The sequence below is a fragment of the Ruegeria sp. HKCCD8929 genome (genome assembly GCF_013031405.1).
GTDB lineage: Bacteria > Pseudomonadota > Alphaproteobacteria > Rhodobacterales > Rhodobacteraceae > Ruegeria.
This window is the reverse complement of the sequence record NZ_WPZY01000034.1, coordinates 11,979-32,561: the sequence shown is the minus strand read 5'-3', so window position 1 is coordinate 32,561 and position 20,583 is coordinate 11,979. Positions and strand designations below refer to the sequence as shown.

The 20,583-nt window shown below is 59.9% G+C and carries 18 protein-coding genes; 13 read left to right on the top strand and 5 right to left on the bottom strand.

Going from position 1 to position 20,583, the window contains the following annotated elements; all coding sequences use genetic code 11:
• Positions 1-649: 649 nt before the first annotated feature.
• Positions 650-2,725, top strand: coding sequence for a 4Fe-4S binding protein (locus GOX53_RS24835; protein WP_171181190.1), 2,076 nt, complete (start codon positions 650-652; stop codon positions 2,723-2,725).
• The gene (locus GOX53_RS24830) at positions 2,722-3,615 is read left to right on the top strand and encodes an FAD:protein FMN transferase (protein WP_171181184.1); all 894 of its coding nucleotides are present in this window, start codon (positions 2,722-2,724) and stop codon (positions 3,613-3,615) included. Before GOX53_RS24835 ends, GOX53_RS24830 begins: the two co-directional genes overlap by 4 nt.
• On the opposite strand, the gene GOX53_RS24825 is transcribed toward GOX53_RS24830, so the two are convergent.
• Both GOX53_RS24825 and pedF read right to left on the bottom strand, forming a co-directional pair.
• Positions 3,612-4,514, bottom strand: a complete 903-nt coding sequence (locus tag GOX53_RS24825) for an ABC transporter substrate-binding protein (RefSeq protein ID WP_171181182.1) — start codon at positions 4,512-4,514, stop codon at positions 3,612-3,614. The genes GOX53_RS24830 and GOX53_RS24825 overlap by 4 nt on opposite strands.
• A 14-nt stretch (positions 4,515-4,528) precedes the next feature.
• Positions 4,529-5,212, bottom strand: a complete 684-nt coding sequence (gene pedF / locus GOX53_RS24820) for a cytochrome c-550 PedF (protein WP_171181180.1) — start codon at positions 5,210-5,212, stop codon at positions 4,529-4,531.
• Between the two features lie 161 nt (positions 5,213-5,373).
• Here pedF and GOX53_RS24815 point away from each other — a divergent pair, with 161 nt between their 5' ends.
• The 7 genes from GOX53_RS24815 to GOX53_RS24785 all read left to right on the top strand — a co-directional run bounded on the left by GOX53_RS24815 (position 5,374) and on the right by GOX53_RS24785 (position 14,460).
• A complete protein-coding gene (locus GOX53_RS24815; protein WP_171181178.1) occupies positions 5,374-6,534 on the top strand; it encodes an ABC transporter substrate-binding protein in 1,161 nt (386 codons plus the stop codon).
• A 1-nt stretch (position 6,535) separates the two neighbouring features.
• Positions 6,536-7,492 carry a YVTN family beta-propeller repeat protein gene (locus GOX53_RS24810; RefSeq protein ID WP_171181177.1) on the top strand — a complete coding sequence of 319 codons (957 nt, stop codon included), beginning with the start codon at positions 6,536-6,538 and terminating at the stop codon, positions 7,490-7,492.
• A gap of 182 nt (positions 7,493-7,674) precedes the next feature.
• Positions 7,675-8,202 carry a tetratricopeptide repeat protein gene (locus tag GOX53_RS24805; RefSeq protein WP_171181176.1) on the top strand — a complete coding sequence of 176 codons (528 nt, stop codon included), beginning with the start codon at positions 7,675-7,677 and terminating at the stop codon, positions 8,200-8,202.
• A 219-nt stretch (positions 8,203-8,421) separates the two neighbouring features.
• A complete protein-coding gene (locus GOX53_RS24800) occupies positions 8,422-10,188 on the top strand; it encodes a PQQ-dependent methanol/ethanol family dehydrogenase (RefSeq protein WP_171181174.1) in 1,767 nt (588 codons plus the stop codon).
• 154 nt (positions 10,189-10,342) lie between these two features.
• Positions 10,343-11,038 (top strand): response regulator transcription factor, encoded by a 696-nt coding sequence (locus GOX53_RS24795; RefSeq protein WP_171181172.1) that lies wholly within the window; start codon positions 10,343-10,345, stop codon positions 11,036-11,038.
• A gap of 115 nt (positions 11,039-11,153) precedes the next feature.
• Complete coding sequence (locus GOX53_RS24790; protein WP_217351917.1) at positions 11,154-12,251, top strand: FIST N-terminal domain-containing protein; 1,098 nt, start codon at positions 11,154-11,156, stop codon at positions 12,249-12,251.
• Positions 12,241-14,460, top strand: a complete 2,220-nt coding sequence (locus GOX53_RS24785; RefSeq protein ID WP_171181169.1) for a PAS-domain containing protein — start codon at positions 12,241-12,243, stop codon at positions 14,458-14,460. Before GOX53_RS24790 ends, GOX53_RS24785 begins: the two co-directional genes overlap by 11 nt.
• On the opposite strand, the gene GOX53_RS24780 is transcribed toward GOX53_RS24785, so the two are convergent.
• From GOX53_RS24780 to GOX53_RS24770, 3 genes are all read right to left on the bottom strand, one after another.
• On the bottom strand, positions 14,457-14,807 hold the full coding sequence (locus GOX53_RS24780) for a DUF779 domain-containing protein (RefSeq protein WP_217351916.1): 351 nt from the start codon (positions 14,805-14,807) through the stop codon (positions 14,457-14,459). The genes GOX53_RS24785 and GOX53_RS24780 overlap by 4 nt on opposite strands.
• Positions 14,808-14,873: 66 nt before the next feature.
• Positions 14,874-16,421 (bottom strand): aldehyde dehydrogenase, encoded by a 1,548-nt coding sequence (adh, locus tag GOX53_RS24775; RefSeq protein ID WP_171181167.1) that lies wholly within the window; start codon positions 16,419-16,421, stop codon positions 14,874-14,876.
• 368 nt (positions 16,422-16,789) lie between these two features.
• A complete protein-coding gene (locus tag GOX53_RS24770; RefSeq protein ID WP_171181166.1) occupies positions 16,790-17,470 on the bottom strand; it encodes an IS6 family transposase in 681 nt (226 codons plus the stop codon).
• A gap of 119 nt (positions 17,471-17,589) precedes the next feature.
• On the opposite strand from GOX53_RS24770, the gene GOX53_RS24765 reads away from it, so the two are divergent.
• The 4 genes from GOX53_RS24765 to GOX53_RS24750 all read left to right on the top strand — a co-directional run bounded on the left by GOX53_RS24765 (position 17,590) and on the right by GOX53_RS24750 (position 20,350).
• A complete protein-coding gene (locus tag GOX53_RS24765) occupies positions 17,590-18,546 on the top strand; it encodes a hypothetical protein (protein ID WP_171181165.1) in 957 nt (318 codons plus the stop codon).
• The gene (locus GOX53_RS24760; protein WP_171181164.1) at positions 18,543-19,115 is read left to right on the top strand and encodes a hypothetical protein; all 573 of its coding nucleotides are present in this window, start codon (positions 18,543-18,545) and stop codon (positions 19,113-19,115) included. Before GOX53_RS24765 ends, GOX53_RS24760 begins: the two co-directional genes overlap by 4 nt.
• Positions 19,112-19,351, top strand: a complete 240-nt coding sequence (locus GOX53_RS24755; RefSeq protein WP_171181163.1) for a hypothetical protein — start codon at positions 19,112-19,114, stop codon at positions 19,349-19,351. Before GOX53_RS24760 ends, GOX53_RS24755 begins: the two co-directional genes overlap by 4 nt.
• A 90-nt stretch (positions 19,352-19,441) precedes the next feature.
• The gene (locus tag GOX53_RS24750) at positions 19,442-20,350 is read left to right on the top strand and encodes a hypothetical protein (protein ID WP_171181162.1); all 909 of its coding nucleotides are present in this window, start codon (positions 19,442-19,444) and stop codon (positions 20,348-20,350) included.
• The last annotated feature ends 233 nt before the right edge of the window (positions 20,351-20,583 follow it).

Genomic DNA, 20,583 nt, shown 5'->3' with positions numbered 1-20,583 from the left:
CACAGGCCGATGATGCACTAACAATCAACTTGGACCAGTCAGATGAGGCTGCTCAATGTAACAGCTCCGTTTTCCGAGCCGCGAATCATGAAGAGCAGCGAAAATCAATGCATCCTGACCCTAGGGCGCTTCCGTCCTCATACTGCTCCGTTTCGAACCCCAATTCGTTCAATTCACGAAGAAATTCTGACCAATTCGCAGTGTCGCCAATTGGTACGAACTGAAAATCCACGATTGCTTGTTCGGGTAGTCTTTGCTTTTGCTTTAGATCGTTAAATGCCCAGAATGTTTCATTGCGTTGGTTTTCTAGATCACTTGCCAAATGTGTTACTCCAACGAGTGTTAGTGATTGTTGTTTACCTGTCCGATACACTCTAACAACGGTTCATTCCCCGACAACCGAAATGTCACTCAGGGCTCTAACGACCTGCTCGAACTCGCCGCAGAGAATGGCGGCAGCGAGCCCGCTTTTACCAAATGCTGTGCGACGTTCCAACCGCAACGAGAGGCGCAAAGCTGACGTTGCCATGTCAAAGTTCGTCGCTCTCTAGCGTTCAGCCGTATTCAATAACCGGCTTAGCCGGCTGCCATGAACCCATCCGACCAACGTCCAATGTCGGATCCGGTTTGCAGCATCTACCATTCGTACATGAACGCGCTCAGGACGTATTTCGCCATGCTGGCGCTGGTGCTGCTTCAGGCGGTGTCCGTCTGGGCAGAACCGCTGAGCCGTGCGCAGATTTCTGACTATGTCGTTCCACCATATTCGTTAGGCGAACCGTTGAATGACCAGGGCGTGTGGTCGCTTCGGAACTCTGGCGGAGCGGCGGCCGGGTATGTGTTCGAAACCGGGGAACTCGCACCGTTGCCCGGCTTCGCTGGTGCGCCGATCAATGTGTTCGTCATGCTCGATCTCGAGGGGCGGTTCATCAACGTCCGGCTGATAGAGCATAACGAGCCGATCTTTGTTTCCGGCCTCGGCGAAGCGCCGTTCCACAAGTTCTTCGAACAGTATGCGGGGCTTTCGATATCGTCGTCCATAGTCGTCGGCACCCCCTACGGCGCGGGTAGCGGCGAGACGTCGCTGGTCTATCTTGATGGGGTGGCCAAGGCCACTGCGAGCGTGCGGATCGCGCATGAATCGATTTTGGCAGCGACGCTGGTTGTAGCTCGGGAAAAAATGCAGGGATTGTCAACGGAGCCCGCGGCGCGGCCCGACCCGGAGCTTGAGATCGAACTGACATGGGACGACTTAATTAAGGAAGGGCTGGCGGGACGCAAAACCGTCACGAATGCCGAAGCGGATGCGGCCTTTGTGGAAACGATTTGGGCCAACGACGATCCCGAAGCCGCGGAATCGCCGGACGAAAACTACCTTGACCTTTGGATCGTGGACATCGGACCCCCCTCGATTGCACAGGCGGCTCTGTCCGACGATACCTATAAGGAACTACAGCGGTTTCTCAAGATTTCGCCCGAGATGGAACCAATCCTGCTGATCGACGCGGGCCGGCACGGGCTGGTGTCAGAGGATTTCGTGCGCAACACCGCGCCCGATCGCGTCTATCTGGAACAGGATGAACTGCCGGTTGCTCTACGCGACGCCGATCTGCTGGTCGAGCTTGCCGATGGCGCTCCCGACGGCACCGCGATGATCGTGCGGACAGACCGGCGGTTGGGTTTCGATCCGGCTCGCGAATGGACGCTGCAGGTTCAGGCAGTGCGCGAGCACGGCATGTTCCGCCCCGAGGTCGGCAGCGTGATCTTCGAGGTCACGCATGCGACCGACGAACGGTACTTCCTGCGCGAAGGCACGATTGAACCCGTGACCCCGTGGATGGAGGCGATCCGCAACCGTTTGCCTGATCTTATCGTGCTCGCGGTATTTCTGGGCGGTCTGGGCGGGGTGCTGCTGATCCGGATGCGCCGCTGCGCTACGCGCAGGAGTTTCACACAGATTAGACTCGGGGTCCTTGGCTTCGTCATCGTCTTCGTCGGCTGGTGGGGACAGGGGCAACTCTCCATTGTTACCGTGCTGGCGACCCTGCGTACCGGGATTGAGGGCGGTAGTTTGGCATATCTGCTTTACGATCCATTTTCGTTGCTGATCTGGGCCGTGACGATCCTCGGTTTCGTTCTCTGGGGGCGCGGGTTCTTCTGCGGCTGGCTCTGCCCCTTCGGTGCGATGCAGGAATTTATGCACCATCTCGGCACGCGGCTGCGCCTGCCCCGGATCGAGCCGTCGACCCGCTGGGACCGGCGGCTGAAACTCCTAAAATACGTGCTGCTCGCTGGACTTGTCGCGATCGTCTTTGTCGCCCCGAACCACGTCGATACGGCGGCGGAGATCGAGCCTTTCAAAACCGCGATTACCGTCTTTTTCGAGCGGGAATGGTATTATGTGCTTTATGCTGGCTTTTGGCTTGCGCTCGGCCTGTTCCTGTTCAAGGGGTTCTGCCGCTATGTCTGCCCATTGGGCGCCTTCATGGCGATCGGGGGGCTTTTGCGCGGGCGGAACTGGATCGCACGGCGCCCAGAGTGCGGCAGTCCGTGCCAGCTTTGCAAGGTGCGCTGCAAATACGGCGCGATCGACAACGTCGGGGAGGTCGACTATTCCGAGTGTTTCCAATGCCTTGACTGCGTAACGATCTATGAGGATGCAAAGCAATGCGTACCCCTCATCCTAGCGGTTCGGCAGGAGCAGAAGGAGGTGGCAGCGGAATGATAACACGCCGCCGCTTTCTTGCCATCTCGGCGGCCGTCGCTCTCTCCGGCTCCGGCGTGTGCGCTGCGCCGCGCACCTGGCACGGGTATGCGCTCGGGGCAGACGTTGGTGTGACGCTCACCGCCGATGCTAAGCGGTTTGAACGGTTGGTTTCGGTAATTGCCGCGGAATTACGCCGTATCGAAAGGCTGTTTAGCCTTTACGATCCCGGCTCCGACCTGTCGCACCTCAACCGGGCCGGGATTCTTGAACAGCCGTCGACGGAGATGGTGGAACTGCTGGCAGAGGCCGACCGGCTGCACCGCGCGACAGGAGGGCGCTTCGACCCTACAGTACAGCCGCTTTGGCGGGCGCTGGCGAGCACTGGCGACGTGGCGCAAGCGCGGCAGCTGATCGGCTGGGATCGGATCGTGGTCGACCCGGCCCGTATTCGGCTGGGGCATGGGCAGGCTCTCACCCTGAACGGGATCGCGCAAGGCTACGCCACCGACCGGATCACCGCCCTGCTGCAGGCTGAGGGGCTGAGTAAGATATTGGTCAATATCGGCGAGTTTTCCGCAACCGGCGGCCCTTGGCGCATAGGGGTGGCCGACCCCGCGCATGGCCTGATCGCAACCCGCGATTTGCACGATACCGCTGTCGCCACATCGAGCCCGGCTGCGTTGCGGTTACCGGACGGACGCGCCCATATCCTTGACCCTCTTGGCGAACCCGGCCGTGCATATTGGTCCACCGTCAGCGTCGAGGCCCAAAGCGCCACCGTTGCAGACGGGCTGTCGACGGCGCTTTGCCTCGCGTCGCTTGAGACAGCGCGGGGTATCCTGCGCAGGCTGCCCGAAGTAAAGCGGGTGATTTTTGTCGATCAAGCGGGGGCTGTGCGAATGTTCTAACGCACCGTTGGTGGCGAAAAACTCAATCCGTGATCCGCAAATATCCGGGCGATGCGCCCATCCTCGATCCCGCGGTAGATCGCGTCTTCAACGCTATAGGCCAGCGGGCGGTAGGCGAAATGCACGGCCACCCCCAACGTCCAATTTCCGACCGCAAGGCCTGGCATGGGTGGCGAATGCACCGCAAGCTCTTCGGTCATCCCATGTTCCAACTGCGATAACGGCCCCATTGCCGCTGCGGTCTCGCCCTCGGCCAGTGCCGTCATCGCCTCCGCGGCGGTCGGGTAACGGTGAATGTTGGCCTGAGCCTCGATCCCCAACAGGCTTGTCAGGTAAAAGTCGGCAATTGTGTCGTTCTGAACGGCCACTGTGTCATAGCGGAAATAGGCGGCAACCGGTGCGCTGTCGGGATAAAGTTCCTTGCGGTAGGCGATACCTACCCGCTCAACGTGATACTGACCGGTGAAAACGACCTGCTCAACTCGGCAGGCGTAGTTGCTGTCATAAGGCACATGCAGCATCACATTGGCGACGCGCCCGCCGATGACGGGACCCTTCCAGACCCAGTTGCGTAGGTCCTCATCCAGGTTTTCGCCCGCTGCGACAAGGTTGAACCTGGGCTCTACCCCCAGTTCCTCGGCAATCAGTCGACCGATCTCGATGTCCACCCCGGCAGGTTGGCCGTTCCTTTCGTAGGACCAGGGCGGAAAATGCTCGAACGCAGCGAATTCGATATAGCCGCGTTCGATGATGGTATCGAGGTCCGTCCCCACAATGTCGCGCGAGGCGTTCTGTGGTTTAGGCTGGGGAACGTGATCTTCGCATCGCGCCAGTGCGCTCTGCCCGGCAAAGGCAATGCCAGTCGCAACGATGAACGCCGTAAGATGACGTGCGATCATGTTCCCCCCTTGGTTTAGCGCGCAGCGGAAAGCCCGATTGTCAGGGTTTCCGCGGCGGCGGCAAATTTTGGCGCCTCGCCCGAAATCATCTCGGCTGCCCGAAGCGCGATACTGTCCGCAACCGGAGCGCCCGAACCGGTTTCGATCTGCGTGGCGATCTCACTCAACTCATCTTGTACCGCCTGGACATCGCCGTGACCCGGCGCCGCACTTTCCCATTCGGCAAGCAGGTCGCGGATCTCCTTCAGACGCGAATTGTGATCGTCCAGTGCGCCGTCGTCGGGGCGGGTTTCGATGTAGGTTCGGATCGCCCAGGCCGCCTTCTGGCCCAGCAGTTCGCCAAATGCGGGCATCTTGGTAATGCCGTTCTGAGTCATGCCATCGCGGAACCGTTCCGCGTACCATTCGTCGCCGTATTCTTCCGCTTCGAGATAGCGCAGGTCAGGGGCAAGCCCGCCCGACACACCACCGAGCCCGTGGCAACGCGCGCAGTTCTGGTTGTAGCCGGAATCGCCGATCTCGATGGCGGCCTTCCAGATTTCATCGCCTGCGTCGCGATAGGGATTCTCGGTCAGCCATTCCTCTCCGACATCGGGCAGGGCATCGGTGTTGACCGGTTGCGGCGCGACATCGCCATGTGAATGGGCCGCGGTGGCCGCGGCGATCAGACTGGCCGTCGTGACAAGTGTTCTCAGCATCCTCTGCTCCTCTAAACTTCGGTTGCTGATCCCTGCTTACATCGCCTGCATCGCTCAGCCTATTCGACCTTGGTTCAATCCCTGCAGGCCCCGGTACTTTGGTCGAATGTCAGAAGCCTGCGCCTCCATGTAGCTTGAAAACACTAGGAGGAGACCCGGGCATGCGCTGGATGATCTGTCTTGGATACCTGATGCTTTCAGGACCCGCTTTGGCTGAGGTGTCGCTTTTAATCGGCTATCTGGAACGGCAGGAGGTACGTCCGCCGGTCCTGTCCAACCTCGACCCGTTTCCAGATGATCTGGGAGTTGTGGGCGCCACGCTGGGCGTCGCTGACAACCAGACGACCGGGCAGTTCCTTGGCCACGACTACACACTTGATACGGTTCGCGTCGCGCCGGGAGAGGACTTGAAAGCAGCGGCGGCGCGGATGCTGAACGATACACGGTTTCTGGTCATCGATGCGCCCGCGCCCGAGTTGCTGGAAATCGCCGATCTGCCCGAGGCCGAAGGCGCGATCCTGTTCAACGTTTCAGCACCGGACTTCGCGCTACGTGATCAAGACTGCCGGGGTAATCTTTTCCACACGATCCCCTCGGCGGCCATGCGCACTGATGCTTTAATGCAGTTTCTTCAGCACAAGCGCTGGAGCACACCTGCGATGGTTTCCGGCCCGCACGACGAAGATGCTGCCTTGACTGAGGCGTTGCAACGCTCGGCGCGGAAATTCGGCATGGAGATCGCCACGTCGAAGACATGGAACTTCGATGCCGACATGCGCCGAAACGCGGCGCAGGAGGTACCACTGTTCACGCAGGATCTGGGCGAGCATGACGTGCTGCTTGTGGTCGACGAACTGGACGATTATGCCCGCTATATTCCCTACAACACATGGCTTCCCCGTCCCATTGCCGGGTCAGAAGGCATTGTGCCGGTCGCCTGGTCGCGGGTGGTGGAACAATGGGGCGCCGCGCAGTTGCAGAGCCGCTTCACCGAAGCTGCAGGCCGGGGGATGCAATCGACCGATTACGCCGCCTGGGCCGCCGTGCGCGCGCTTGGCGAGGCCGTCACGCGGACTGGTTCCGACGATCCGGCCACCCTTCGCGCCTTTCTGTTGTCCGACGAGTTCGAGCTTGCCGGGTTCAAGGGCCGTGCAATGAGTTTCCGCTCGTGGAACGGACAACTCCGCCAGCCAATCCCGCTGGTGACGCGCCGCGCACTTGTGGCGCAGGCTCCGCTTGGAGGTTTCCTGCACCAGCATAATGAAATGGACACGCTCGGGATCGATGCCCCCGAAAGCGCCTGCACCAAATTCGAGGACTAAGATGAAGCACTTGATCACAACCCTTGCCCTTGTCACCGCCCATGCCGCGCAGGCCGGGGAGATCTGGATCAGCAACGAAAAAGACGACACGCTCAGTGTGATCGATGTCGAAACGCTTGAGGTCACGCGCACGATCCCGACGGGCGAACGCCCGCGCGGTATCACCTTTTCCAAGGATTTCAGCCGCCTCTACATCTGCGCCTCCGACAGCGACACGGTGCAAGTGATGGACCCGGCGACAGGCGAGGTCCTGCACGAGTTGCCCTCGGGCGAAGACCCGGAACAGTTTGTGCTGCACCCCAATGACCTGCATCTCTACATCGCCAACGAAGATGACGCAGTAACGACCGTCGTCGATACAGAAACCCGGCACGTTATCGCTCAGATCAACGTCGGCATCGAACCCGAAGGGATGGCAGTCTCGCCCGACGGCGGCACGGTTATTACCACGTCCGAAACCACCAACATGGCGCATTGGATCGACACAGAAAGCCAGGAAATCTACGCCAACACCCTTGTCGACAGCCGTCCCCGGCACGCCGAATTTACCCATGACGGTGGTAAACTATGGGTCAGTTCCGAAATCGGCGGCACGATCACCGTGTTCGAGACTGCTGGCCAGACCGAAATCGCCAAGATTGAGTTCGAGGTGCAGGGCGTCCATCCCGACCGGGTGCAGCCGGTGGGCTTCGATTTTACCGAGGACGGCAAGACAGCTTTTGTCGCGCTTGGCCCGTCGAACCACATCGCGGTAGTGAACGCTGAGAGCTATGAGGTGGAGGACTACATCCTCGTCGGCCGCCGGGTCTGGCACATGGCGTTCTCGCCCGACAAGACGCAGCTCTTCACCACCAACGGCGTTTCCGGAGACGTTACCGTGATTGACATCGCCCGGCGCGAAGCCATCAAATCCATCAAGGTCGGCCGCTTCCCCTGGGGCGCGGCGATGCGACCGTGAATACAAGCCTATCGGGAGTGTCAAAATGAAGAAACTTCTTACACTCACCATGTCGCCCGGCCTAGGGGCCATGACCCGGCCAAGGGAATGCTGCGTCAGAAGAGCTGATCGGGCCTACGACCCCAGCGCTGGTGAAATGGGGAGCGCGCGGTGCTAAACTTGACCCGACAGGAGGCCGTGTCATGTTGAAATCTCTCGCCATAGCCGTCATCGCCCTATGCCCGGTACTGGCAAACGCAGACGGAACGCTCAACCCCGAGGAAATGACCATTGGCCGGATGATGGACAACATTCGCAACGGCCACACAGATATGACGACCTGCGCGTCGGGCTATTTCATTACCAAGAGTGGCCGTCACGTCATGGCGCGCGAGTTGTTCGAGGCCTGCGCCGAAGCAGGCTACACCGGCGCGATGACCTGGATGAGCCAGCTCGACAACAATGGGCTCGGCGGCGACTACGACCCCGAAGCGGCGGCAGATTGGGATAGAAGGGCGGCCGACGCGGGCGATCCGGTCGGACAGTTCAACCTTGGTCTCAACATGATCCGCGGCCACGGGGTGCGGCGTGACGTCGAACAGGGGCAACGTTGGATCGACACAGCTGCCGAAAGCGGGCTGCCCGTCGCACGGCGGATGCAGGCGTCGGGCTACGACCCTGACGAGGTGACGCCGGATGCGGACAACTGGAAATACGCGCCGCTGTTCTGAGCCGCTGCACGCTTATTCAACAACCATGTGGGGAACCTAACGGCTTTCGGTATCCGCTAGGTGCAGACCGTTTTCGCGGATGGCGGCACCGTCGCCATCGGCGTCTACGACCATTGTGCAATTTCGCGGTGGCATCGCGGCTCCGATAATGCCTCCCAGCCGATGATCCCAATTCGCGGCGGATTTATCTCGGCTCGGTTGGACCAAGGGAGGACGGAGATGAACCGGTTTATCATGGCCATATCAGCCAGCCTGATGGCGACAGGTGTCGCGCAGGCGGAAGTGACGGAAGAGGATCTTAGAAATGATCAGACGATCACCACGCAGGTGGTCACCAACGGGATGGGGCGGCACCTGCAGCGCTACAGCCCACTGGACACCCTGAACCGCGACAACGTGCAGAACCTGATGCCCGCATGGGCGTTCTCGCTCGGCGGAGAAAAGCAGCGCGGGCAGGAAACCCAGCCGCTGATCTATGACGGGATCATGTATATTACTGGATCCTACTCTCGCCTCTATGCCATTGACGTGATGACGGGCGAGGAGCTTTGGCAATACGACGCACGCCTGCCCGAAGGCATCCTGCCCTGCTGCGACGTGATCAACCGCGGCGCGGCGATCTACCGCGACAAGATCTATTTTGGCACGCTCGATGCCAGGCTCGTGGCGCTCGACCTCAAGACCGGCGATGTCGTGTGGCGCGACAAAATCGGCGATTACAAAGCGGGCTATTCCTACACCGCCGCCCCGCTGATCGTGAACGGGCTGATAATCACCGGCAACTCCGGCGGTGAATTCGGGATCGTGGGCGAAGTGCAGGCCCGCGACGCCGAAACCGGCGACATCGTCTGGACCCGCCCGGTGATCGAAGGCCACATGGGCACGCTGAACGGCGAAGAAAGCACCATGACCGGTACGCTGAACGCGACCTGGCCGGGCGACATGTGGAAAACCGGCGGCGGCGCGACCTGGCTGGGCGGTTCTTATGACGCGGACACCGACACTCTGGTCTTCGGCACCGGCAACCCGGCGCCCTGGAACAGCCACCTACGCAACGCTGGCACGCCGACCGAGGGAAATGTGGGTGACAATCTCTATGCCGCCAGCCGCCTTGGCATCGATCCGGCCACTGGCGAGATCAAGTGGCATTTCCAGACCACCCCGCGCGAGGGTTGGGATTTCGATGGCGTGAACGAGGTGGTGGCCTTCACTGGCTCGGACGGAAACAAATATTTTGGCACCGCCGACCGGAACGGTTTCTTCTACGTTCTGAACCGGGAGGATGGCTCATTCGTTGCTGCACATCCGTTCGTGAGTGATATCACGTGGGCTGCTGGTATTGACGAAAACGGTCGGCCGATCTTCAACGAGGACAACCGCCCGGGTGATCCGACGGCGGCGGCAGATGGCAACAAGGGCGAAATCATCTTCGCTGTACCCTCGTTCCTTGGCGGCAAGAACTGGATGCCAATGGCATACAGCCAGCATACCGGCCTTTTCTACGTGCCGTCCAACGAGTGGGGCATGGATATCTGGAACGAGCCCATCACCTACAAGGAAGGCGCCGCCTATCTCGGCGCCGGCTTCACGATCAAGCCGCTCTTCGAGGATCATATCGGTTCGCTGAAGGCGATCGATCCGATGACCGGCGAAATCAAGTGGGAGTTCCAGAACCCTGCGCCGCTGTGGGGTGGCGTCATGACCACCGCTGGCGGGCTGGTCTTTACCGGCACTCCCGAAGGTCGCTTCATCGCCTTCGACGATGAAACCGGCGAGGAACTGTGGTCGTTTCAGACCGGTTCCGGCATCGTTGGTCAGCCTGTGACCTGGGAGCAGGATGGTGAGCAATTTGTGTCGGTCATCTCTGGCTGGGGTGGTGCGGTGCCGCTTTGGGGAGGGGAAGTCGCGAAACAGGTGAGCTTCCTCAACCAAGGTGGTACGCTCTGGACCTTCAAGCTGCCTCGCCAGCTTGCCGGAAACAATTGAGCTTGCGGCAATTTCGATCCGGCACGCGCCCTCGGGCGCGTGCTTTTTTTTTGCGGGCCGAGTTTATTGGCAGTCCTACGCCTTTAGTCGAAGGGCGATGCCCGTTGATCTGTGTTAGGCTGAATGCGTAGTCGGCAGCGTGGAGCCAACGAAAATGTCAGCAACCGCAAATGAAACGGAGGCGCCGCTTGGCGAAGTTCTGGTCATCGACGATCATCCGCTTTTCTGCGAGGCGCTCTCGATGACCCTGCGAAATGGGCTGGCGGTGCGGCAGGTAACCGTGTCGAACACATTGCAGAATGCCCTCGACGCGCTGAAATCCGGTGCAGAGCCCGATATCGTCCTGCTCGATCTGAACCTGCCGGATGTCGATGGTCTCGACGGGCTGGTGCGCTTGAAAATGGCGGTTCCGGATACGCCGGTCATAGTCGTGTCGTCGATGTCGGAGAACGAGATGATCCGGTCAGTACTGCGCGAAGATGCTGCAGGATTCATTCCTAAGGATTCCCCGAAGGAAACCATTACCGAGGCGTTCAGCGTCATTCAAACGGGCGGAACCTACACTCCGCCCGACTACATTGCGCCTGGAGAGGATGACGGGATCGACCCCGGCGACGCCGCTGCGCGTCTCGCCACACTGACGCCGCAGCAAGCCTGTATTCTGCGCCTGATTTGCGAGGGTAAGCTCAACAAGCAAATCGCCTATGACCTTTCGATTGCCGAAACCACGGTCAAGGCGCACATGACCGCGATCCTGCGTAAGCTCGGCGTGTACAGCCGCACCCAGGCGGTTCTGGTGGCGCAGAAGGCAAAGTTCGACACAATCCTCAATTCGGGTAATGTCAACTAAGACGAGGATCAAGGTAACGGAAAGCGCGGTGTCCACAGACGGAGCCTTGAAATTTGGCCTGCCGGAACTCGGACATATAGTCCGGCGCGCGGTCACTTCTGCAAAGAATCCTGCGGTGGCGCTCTCCGAACTGCGCGGCCAACTCGGACGGGATGCGTTGTCGCTGGTGGTCGTCTTCGTTTCGCCGGAGCATCTGTCGAACGCGCTGGCAGGTGCAATCAACGCATATTTTCCAGACACTCCCGTAATCGGCTGCACCACCGCCGGAGAGATCGCGCCGGATGGTTTTGCCGACGACACGATTGTCGCAGTGGGCTTCCCCGCATCGCATTTCTGCGCCTCGGTGCGGCTGATGACCGACGCCGAGAAAGAGGATGGCGCGGGTATCGCCGAAGCGGTACTCGACCAACTCAGCGAGGTCGCCCGGGCCGCGCCCGATTGGCAGGGCGAGTTCGCCTTCATGCTGAACGACGGGATGGCACGAAACGAAGACCGGATCGTCTCGATGATCAACCCAGCCCTCGGCACGGTGCCGCTGTTCGGCGGCTCGGCCGGGGATGGACTGAGCTTTCATGAAACCGCGCTCTTCGCCGAAGGCGCCTTTCACAAACGCGCTTCGGTGCTGGCGATCTTCCGCACGCGCTGCCGGATCAAGGTGTTCCGCTTTGATCACTTCGGCCCTACCGACACCCGCATGGTCGTAACCGGCGCCGATCCCGAGCGGCGATTGGTCAGTGAGATCAATGCCGAGCCCGCCGCCGTCGAATACGCCCGCATGGTCGGAAAGGATCCGAACCAGCTCTCGCCCTTCGTGTTTGCCGCCAGCCCGGTTATGGTCAAGGTCGGTGGCCAGTATCACGTTCGTGCCATCCAGAAGGTCGAAGAAAATGGTGATCTGCGCTTCTTCAGCGCGATTGACGAAGGGCTTGTACTGACCGTGGCAGAGGCCGAAGACATCGTGACCCATCTTGAGCACGCGATGGACGACCTCGCTGCGACCCACGGCAAACCGGACACGATCGTTGCCTGCGAATGCATCCTGCGCAAGTTGGAGATCGACCAGATCCAGGCGCGGCGCCGAATATCCTCTGTCCTGGCCAAGAACAGGGTCGTGGGCTTTCACACCTATGGTGAGCAGTTCAACATGCTGCATGTGAACCAGACCTTCACGGGTGTTGCCATCTATGCGCCGGAGGAAATGGATGCACACTAACGCGCCACCGGTCCCCATATTGCGCCCAAATGATGATCAGCCGCGGCAGATCAAAAAGCTGCAGCGCATCGTCGAAGTGCTGATGCACAGGGTTGAGGCCAGTGGCGAAGATGGCTTCAACAGCTATGCCCATTTTCAGACCGCTGTGGCGCTCGAGGCGCAGGTACAGGCACGCACCCGCGATCTTGAAGAGGCGGTGACGCTTTTGAACCAGTCTCGGGCCCGGCTTGCCGAGGCCATGGCAGAGGCGGAAACCGCGCGGGCGGACCTGTCCAACGCGTTAGAGGCAGTTAGGGAAGGCTTTGCGCTTTTTGCGCCGGATGGCCGCCTGATCATGTCCAACCGGCGCTTTGCCCGAATGCTCCCGGACGTGGTGGGTCATATCAAGCCGGGACTGCCGTTAGACGACTACACACGGCGGGTTTCGGAAAGCTCGGATTTGGTTCTACCGGGCGATGCCAGCGCTGAGGACTGGCGCCGTGACCGGCTGCGCCGCCTGCGGCAGTTCCACGCTGATTTTGTGGTTGAGCTGAAGGGCGACCGCTGGATACAGGTCAGCCAGCAGCGCACGCCGAACGGCGGCACCGCAATTCTGCAAACAGAAGTGACGGACATGGTGCGGCTGGAGCGGCGGCAGCGCGACAAGCTGCTCGACAATCAGGCCCGGCTGATCCGGGCGACGCTGGATCACATCAACCAGGGAATATGTATCTTCGACGCCGAAGACCGGCTGGCCGCATGGAATGACCAGTTCTTCGCGCTGATGACACCGCCGATGGAGTTGATGCGCACTGGTACCGGCTTCAACCGCTTGGTCGATCACTTCAACACGGCGCATGCCTTCAGATCTCTGGACGCCCCGCAGGCGGTGGTCGACTGGGTTGCCAACCGTGGTAACCGCGAGCCGCTTCGGGTCGAGTTTCAGCGCGATGACGACACCATCCTTGACGTGTTCAGCGACATGACACCAGATGGCGGATTTGTCATTTGCTTTACCGACGTGACCCAGGAACGGGCGATTACCACAGCGCTGCACGAGGTGAACGAAACGCTCGAACTGCGCGTCAAAGAACGCACCGCCGAAATGCAGAAGGCCCGCGATGCGGCCGAGCGAGCGAACAATTCCAAGTCTCGATTTCTCGCCGCCGTCAGCCACGACCTGCTGCAACCGCTGAACGCCGCAAAGCTTTTCCTCTCGACACTGGAGGAAACCGAAATGAACGAGTTGCAGACCGATGTTACTGCCCGAGTGAAGAGCGCGTTTGACAGTGTCGAAACCATACTCGGGGCGCTTTTAGATATCTCGAAACTCGACGCAGGTACGTCTGCCACGATTTCAATCTTTCCCTTGAGCCGTCTACTTGCACCGCTGCGCGAAGAATTTCAGGCGATTGCAGCGGAGAAGGGCCTGAACTTCCATGTTGTCGACTGCGGGCTGGAGGTCGAGTCCGATGCCTCCTACCTCAGGCGTATCATCCAGAACCTGGCCTCCAACGCCGTGGCGTATACAACATCCGGAAAGGTGCTGGTGGGCGCGCGGCGCGCGGGGGAAGAGCTGCGGATCGAGGTGTATGACACCGGTCCCGGCATCCCAACCGATCAGCAAGAGCGCGTATTTCACGAATTCCAGCGTATCCAACGTCAGGACGCCACTCCGGGAATGGGGCTCGGTCTGACCATCGTGCGCCGCGCTTGCGACCTGCTGGGCCACAGGCTTACGATGGAAAGCAAAGAGGGCGTTGGTACGCGTTTCGCAGTTCATGTTCCCTTCCGGAATCCTGGACCCGATAGCCGTGCCCAGCAAGGATTACGCGCGTTCACGGCTAATACATCGCTGACCGGTATGATTCCCCTTATCATCGAAAATGAGGCCGAGGTCCGTTTGGGCATGATGACACTGCTCGATAGCTGGGGAGCCAGTCCGATTGAGGCTGCCAATCTTGCCGAAGCGGATGCGCTGATTCAGGAATTTGGCGCTGTACCTGATGTGATCCTTGCAGACTACCATCTGGACGAAGGGGAAAGCGGCCTCCACGCGATCCGTATGTTACGGAATGTCAACGGGCCAATCCCCGCCGCGCTGATCACAGCGAACAGGTCAGAAAGGCTGTCCGCCCGCGCCAAGGCAGAAAATGTATTGTTGCTCTATAAACCACTGCAGCCTACCCGCCTGCGCACCTACCTGAACGCGTTGCGAAGGCCAGCCTAGATCACGCAAACCTCGGAACGGGTCAGGAACCGCTTTCCCGTCCCGTTTTCTAGCGAGAACATGCCTCCGATGCCGGGGATCGCGTCAATGATCAGGTCGGTATGTCGCCAGCGTTCGTACTGATCCGCGTTCATATAGAAGGGCAGCCCGCCGACCGAACCGATCAGCACGTCGTTGTCGCCAACCAAGTAGTCCCCCACCGGATAGCACATCGGTGCACTGCCGTCGCAACAGCCGCCGGATTGGTGAAACAAGAGATCCGCGCTGTGTCGTGTCTTGAGCTGTTCAATAAGTTCCAGCGCCGCCTCTGTGGCGGTGACTTTCATGGTATGGGTGTCATCGGTCATTCTGGGACCTGCAATCAATCAAAAAAACTCGGCCCCGGGCGAAGCCGGGGCCAGTCAGGGGAAAGCTTAGAAGAAGCCGAGAGCATTCGGATCGTAACTGACCAGCAGGTTTTTGGTCTGTCGGTAGTGGTCCAACATCATCTTATGGTTTTCGCGCCCGATGCCCGATTGCTTATAGCCGCCGAAGGCTGCGTGGGCGGGGTAGGCGTGGTAGCAGTTGGTCCAGACCCGGCCCGCCTGGATTTCGCGGCCCATGCGGAAGGCACGGCTGCCGTCGCGCGTCCAGACACCGGCGCCGAGGCCATAGAGAGTGTCATTGGCAATCTCGAGCGCCTCGGCTTCGTCCTTGAAGGTCGTGACCGATAGCACCGGGCCAAAGATCTCCTCTTGGAATATCCGCATCTTGTTGTGGCCCTTGAAGACCGTCGGCTGGATATAGTTGCCGTTCTCCAGCCCACTGTTCAGCGCCGCGACATCGCCGCCGATCAGCACGTCTGCGCCCTCAGCCTTGCCCAACTGTAGGTAGGAAGAGATCTTTTCCATCTGCTCGGTCGAGGCCTGCGCGCCGATCATCGTGTCCATTGACAGCGGGTTGCCCTGCTGGACCTTGCCGACACGTTCGATGGCGCGCTCGATGAACTCTTCGTAGATCGATTCTTGGACCAGCGCCCGGCTGGGACAGGTGCAAACCTCCCCCTGATTCAGGGCGAACATGGCGAAGCCTTCCAGCGTCTTGTCAAAGAATGCGTCGTCGGCCGCCATGATATCTTCGAAGAAGATGTTGGGTGACTTGCCGCCAAGCTCCAGCGTCACCGGAATGATGTTCTGGCTGGCATATTGCATGATCAGCCGCCCGGTGGTGGTCTCACCCGTGAAGGCGATCTTGGCGATCCGGTTCGACGATGCCAGCGGCTTGCCCGCCTCCAGCCCGAAGCCGTTCACCACGTTTAGCGCGCCCGGCGGGATCAAGTCGCCGATCAGCTCCAGCAGCACCATGATGGAGGCCGGAGTCTGTTCCGCCGGTTTCAGGACGATGCAGTTGCCCGCCGCCAGCGCCGGTGCGATCTTCCAAGTCGCCATCAAGAGCGGGAAGTTCCACGGGATGATCTGGCCGACAACACCCAGCGGCTCGTTGATGTGATAGGCATAGGTGTTTGCGTCGATCTCGGCGATCGAACCTTCCTCGGCTCGGATCACACCGCCGAAATAGCGAAAGTGATCGACGGCCAGTGCGATGTCGGCAGCGATGGATTCGCGGATCGGTTTGCCGTTGTCGATAGTCTCGGCGGCGGCCAGCAGATTAGTGTTCGCCTCGATCACGTCCGCGATCTTCATCAAGATGTTGGAGCGTTCCGCGAGCGAGGTCTTGCCCCAGGTCGGGAACGCGGCATGTGCGGCGTCGAGTGCCGTCTCGATGTCATCGGCGTTCGAGCGGGCGATCTCACACACGACCTCGCCGGTGATTGGTGTGGTGTTCTCGAAATATTGACCCGACTTGGGCTCGACGAATTCGCCGTTAATGTAGTTGCCGTAGCGCGCCTTGAACGGCTGTTCGACGCTCAGATGGGACGTGTCCAGCGCCGCGCTGAGGTTGGGTCTGTTTTGAACATTCATAGCTTTCCTCCCGGAGACTTTTGTCAATACACCGACCTGGTAAAGCCAGCGCCGCGATTCCGTATTTGGATAGTCGGGGTTTTGTCCGCATTGCGAAATTGCACTTTAGTCGAAACGTCCAGATGCAATCGCCGACTTCACTCACATCATTGTTTTTAAAAGTAGTTCCCGGTTAAAGTTTATGGCGAGCGTGCAACGAATTCCATCATGCGACAGCGAAACTCACCAGGCGCATCGGTGCTTCTCGGAGCGCCAAGAACACGCTCGGGCTGTATCGCAGATTTTGGCTTCGGATTGGCGAGATCGCGTGTTCCGGTTCTGTCGCAAACTTTGGCGTTGATCGAAGCTATCGTTCTGATTGGGTGTAATTATCCAGCGAGCTCTGCAAATTGACGGAATCCGCTTGCCGAGGATCCAAGCTGCCTTTTTCGGATCATGTTGGCGGCCTCGATTCCCGCGAGGGTTGCGGCCGCCGAGTTGAAGCTTTTGAAGCCGAGCATCGGGCGGGTTCGCCTTTTGATGAACCGGTGATCCTGCTCGATTATGTTGTTCACGTATTTTGATCTGACCGTGTCGATCTTAACAGGTATCTGCAACCGTTTGAAAATCTTGTTTACTTCCTTGATCCCGGCAGCGTTGCTACGGCTTTTGTCAATTGTGATCCGCCTTGGGATACCGTTGTGATACAGCGCATTGGAGAAAAATTTCTTGGCTGCGGCGGTGTCTCTCTTCTCGGATAGCATGAAATCAAGGGTTTGACCGTCACGGTCCACAGCGCGATACAAATAGACCCATTCACCGCGAACCTTCACATAGGTTTCATCCATACGCCAGGATTCCGCTGTCCTGATCTTCCTTTTCTGCGCCATCTGAGCGACCTGAGGCGAGTATTTTACCACCCAGCGGTTCAGCGTCGCGTGATCAACCATCACCCCACGTTCCGCCATGATCTCTTCGAGATCGCGGTACGAGACGGCGTAGCGAACGTAGAAATAGACCGCGAACAGGATCACCGATCGTGGGTAGTGAGCACCTTTGAAGTCGATCATTGAGCATTCCAAACATTGTCGCAGTCAAACCACCAGTTGGATCAAACAACACCAAGGTGCAACATGCCGGCCAAAGTTTGCGACAGATCCCGTCCGGGAACTCGGGGCCGTGACAGGCGGTGCGCAAGGAGCTGAAGGATGAAGGTCAGATCGAAGACCAGGACATCCGGATCGAGGGGCTCACCAACAGCCAGTTCACTGAAGCGCAGCTGGTCGATGCGCGCAGCTACGAGGTCGGCCAGCGGGTGCTCTCACTGGTCAACAGCCGCAATCACGGGCTTGAAAAACACGCGGTCTATTACGTGACCAAAGTCGATCCCGAGCGCAACCGGATCACAGTTGCGGACGAGCGCGACGACAGCAAGCGGATCCTGCCGCTGGCCGCAACCTTCAACCGGCGTGAGCTGGGCAGGTCGCTGGTGGCCTATGAGCCGGAAGAGCGCAAACTGGCGGCCGGCGATGCGATCCGGTTCCGCATCACCGACAAGGAGGCCGGGATTGCCAACGGTCTGCGCGCCACCATCGCCACAACCGGGGGTGGAACGATCGAGGCCACCACACAGGACGGCAAGACCTTCAGCGTGGCGCAGGACAGCCTTGTGGCCCGGGGCATCGAGCATGATTACGCCACCACGGCGCACGGCGTACAGGGTGCGTCCGTCCCCCATCCCATCCTGGTGATGTTGTCCAGTGAGCAGCTGGTCAATCAGAAGAGCTTCTACGTGGAAATCAGCCGCGGCGTCGAGAGCGCCACGCTGATCACCGACGATGCGAAGGAACTGAAGGAAAGTGTCGAGGAGCGCACCGGCGTCCGGATGACCGCGCTCGAGGCCTGGCTGGAAAGCCAGCGCGCCGATGACAGGGACGATCGCCGGGCACACCAGGTGAACGATCGCGATCGCGAACAGGCCGCCGAAAAGGATCAGGGCAAGGATCCTGACAAGGATCCGCAGAAGGATCGCGAGAACCACAAACAGGCCCAGCTCGAACTGCCGGGCTTTGTAAAGGAGAAACTCGAGGAAATGGAAAAGCAGGTTGAACTCATCAGAGAGAGAAGCAGGGAGCTGGAGAGATGAACACGGAAGCACAGAGCAATTTGAGAGTCCGGCTCGGGCCGGTTGCGGCGGCCTTGATCGAGGGACAGACAGACAACCCCAGACAGGCGCTGGACGATGCGATCCGGGAGCTGACCGACCGGGCAGAGCAGGCGCACCAGGATGGTGATAGCGGCTCAGCGCTGGCGGCGCATGTCCACAAGCTGACCGACCAAGTGCTGAACATGAAGGCGGCACTGCGCGAGCAAACGGAGGTGCTTGCGGAGGTGCTCACGGAACAGACGCAGATGCTGGCCGGGTTCAAACACATGGTTCTGACGGAGCTGCAGACTACGCGCCTCTACATCGCCTCCTTTCTGGAAGACGACCCCAACCCGGCGCAGGAAGACCTGCTGGAGATGGGCCGTGAGATGATCGCCCAGGTGCGCGAGATCCCCGGCCTGCTGGATCCTGAGGAGAGGCAGGACCTGGAGAAACAGAGGGACCTGGAACTCGAAGCTCTGCGCCGGGATATGGAGCGCGGACGCGATGAACCTGAGACCCAACCTGCGCAGATGCGGCGCTGGCCGGAACCGGAGATGGAGCGATGAACAGCACGTGCAATCAACCCCCGCATGTGGGCCAGAAGTGGCCCAGGGGGTGGGCCAACCTGGGCCAGGCTGGGCCAGAAGTGGCCCAGGCCGCAGAAAGGGACTTGGAAGCCATTGAAAACAAACAAATTCAAGTTCCTTTCAGTAAAAAAGCCGCCTATGCTCATTTGAGCCATAAAAATAAGGGCTGTGCCGCGTTTTGCAGCTTGCTGCGTGGGGTGTGCGAAATTTTTTAGGCCAAACGGGCCGAATGGGGCGCTCCGGGCCAGAACCCGTCCGGGTCGGGTCGGGGAAAGCCCGCAATCGGAGGGTCGCGCAGCGGCGCCGTGGGGACGTTCGGGGGCCATCTTGCGGTCCCCCGGCTGCTGGTGGCAGGCGTGCTGTGCTGCCTGCTCGTCGTCCCTGTGGCCGCGGTGGCCGAGGGCTGGACGGATGGCGGATCCTTCGATGCGGATGAAGCGCGCCAGATGCGCGCCAAACTATCGAGCCGGTCCACACCAGCTGATCAGCCGGGCGCTGCCCGCAAGGATGGCTGGCGTTCGATGGGAGACACCGGCGTGTCCTCGGACTGGGTTGCGCTCGATGAGTTCGAGCGGGGCACGCCGGGCAAGCGTCCACCGCGCCTGTCGAGCTTCCGGCTCCCGGCCGGGTCACAGGTCGACAAGCTCTATGCGCTCATCGCCTTCGCTGAATCTCCGAAGGCTGGCTATGACGCGATCCATCACAGTGCCAGACGGCTCACATCGAAGCGTCCGACTGAAATGACCCTTGGTGAGATCAAGCGGTGGATCGCAGCGACACCCGGCCAGCATCATGCCATTGGCCGGTATCAGATCATCCCCTCCACTCTCGTGAGCCTGCAACGGCGTCTTGGGATGTCTGATGCCACACCGTTCAACCGGGCAACCCAGAACCGTATGGCGGCCTTGCTCTTGGCGGATGCTGGCTATCATCGGTTCATGTCCGGTCAGCTGAGCCGTGACGGTTTCATGGATAACCTGGCTGGCATCTGGGCTGGCTTTCCTCTCGCAAACGGCAAGTCCGTCTATCACGGATATGCAGGCAACAGGGCAACCGTCACCCGGGCGTTCTTCGACAAACAGATGGCTGCGATCTTCTCCGGTGAAGCTGTTGTAGTCGCTGAGGGGGCAAACACTGCGCCACAGACTCAGAGCTCGGCGAGCAGGATGGTTAAGCGTTCCTCCGGTCCCGTTCGTCGCGGCGAAGACAGATGAACTCCTGGGGACGTCTCATGGACTCTCAGGCCGCAATGGCTCACTTGTCATTTCGCGCCACTTGCCGGTCCATGAGGTTCCCGATCTATGAGCAAGTTGCGTTCTGTGATCTCAGCGCTCCACAACCAAAGGGTGATCCCGTTCGAATGATGCCTTCTGCCATGTTCCGGTTTCACCTGTTCTCAGCCAATGGCCGCTCACTTTGATCGGGTGTGCTGACCCCTCCGCTTGCA

Excerpts from the sequence above, each read along its gene's own strand:
- GOX53_RS24835 (WP_171181190.1), top strand. The coding sequence starts at position 650 with ATGAACGCGCTCAGGACGTATTTCGCCATGCTGGCGCTGGTGCTGCTT.
- GOX53_RS24830 (WP_171181184.1), top strand. The coding sequence starts at position 2,722 with ATGATAACACGCCGCCGCTTTCTTGCCATCTCGGCGGCCGTCGCTCTC.
- GOX53_RS24825 (WP_171181182.1), bottom strand. The coding sequence starts at position 4,514 with ATGATCGCACGTCATCTTACGGCGTTCATCGTTGCGACTGGCATTGCC.
- pedF (WP_171181180.1), bottom strand. The coding sequence starts at position 5,212 with ATGCTGAGAACACTTGTCACGACGGCCAGTCTGATCGCCGCGGCCACC.
- GOX53_RS24815 (WP_171181178.1), top strand. The coding sequence starts at position 5,374 with ATGCGCTGGATGATCTGTCTTGGATACCTGATGCTTTCAGGACCCGCT.
- GOX53_RS24810 (WP_171181177.1), top strand. The coding sequence starts at position 6,536 with ATGAAGCACTTGATCACAACCCTTGCCCTTGTCACCGCCCATGCCGCG.
- GOX53_RS24805 (WP_171181176.1), top strand. The coding sequence starts at position 7,675 with ATGTTGAAATCTCTCGCCATAGCCGTCATCGCCCTATGCCCGGTACTG.
- GOX53_RS24800 (WP_171181174.1), top strand. The coding sequence starts at position 8,422 with ATGAACCGGTTTATCATGGCCATATCAGCCAGCCTGATGGCGACAGGT.
- GOX53_RS24795 (WP_171181172.1), top strand. The coding sequence starts at position 10,343 with ATGTCAGCAACCGCAAATGAAACGGAGGCGCCGCTTGGCGAAGTTCTG.
- GOX53_RS24785 (WP_171181169.1), top strand. The coding sequence starts at position 12,241 with ATGCACACTAACGCGCCACCGGTCCCCATATTGCGCCCAAATGATGAT.
- GOX53_RS24780 (WP_217351916.1), bottom strand. The coding sequence starts at position 14,807 with ATGACCGATGACACCCATACCATGAAAGTCACCGCCACAGAGGCGGCG.
- adh (WP_171181167.1), bottom strand. The coding sequence starts at position 16,421 with ATGAATGTTCAAAACAGACCCAACCTCAGCGCGGCGCTGGACACGTCC.
- GOX53_RS24770 (WP_171181166.1), bottom strand. The coding sequence starts at position 17,470 with ATGATCGACTTCAAAGGTGCTCACTACCCACGATCGGTGATCCTGTTC.
- GOX53_RS24760 (WP_171181164.1), top strand. The coding sequence starts at position 18,543 with ATGAACACGGAAGCACAGAGCAATTTGAGAGTCCGGCTCGGGCCGGTT.
- GOX53_RS24755 (WP_171181163.1), top strand. The coding sequence starts at position 19,112 with ATGAACAGCACGTGCAATCAACCCCCGCATGTGGGCCAGAAGTGGCCC.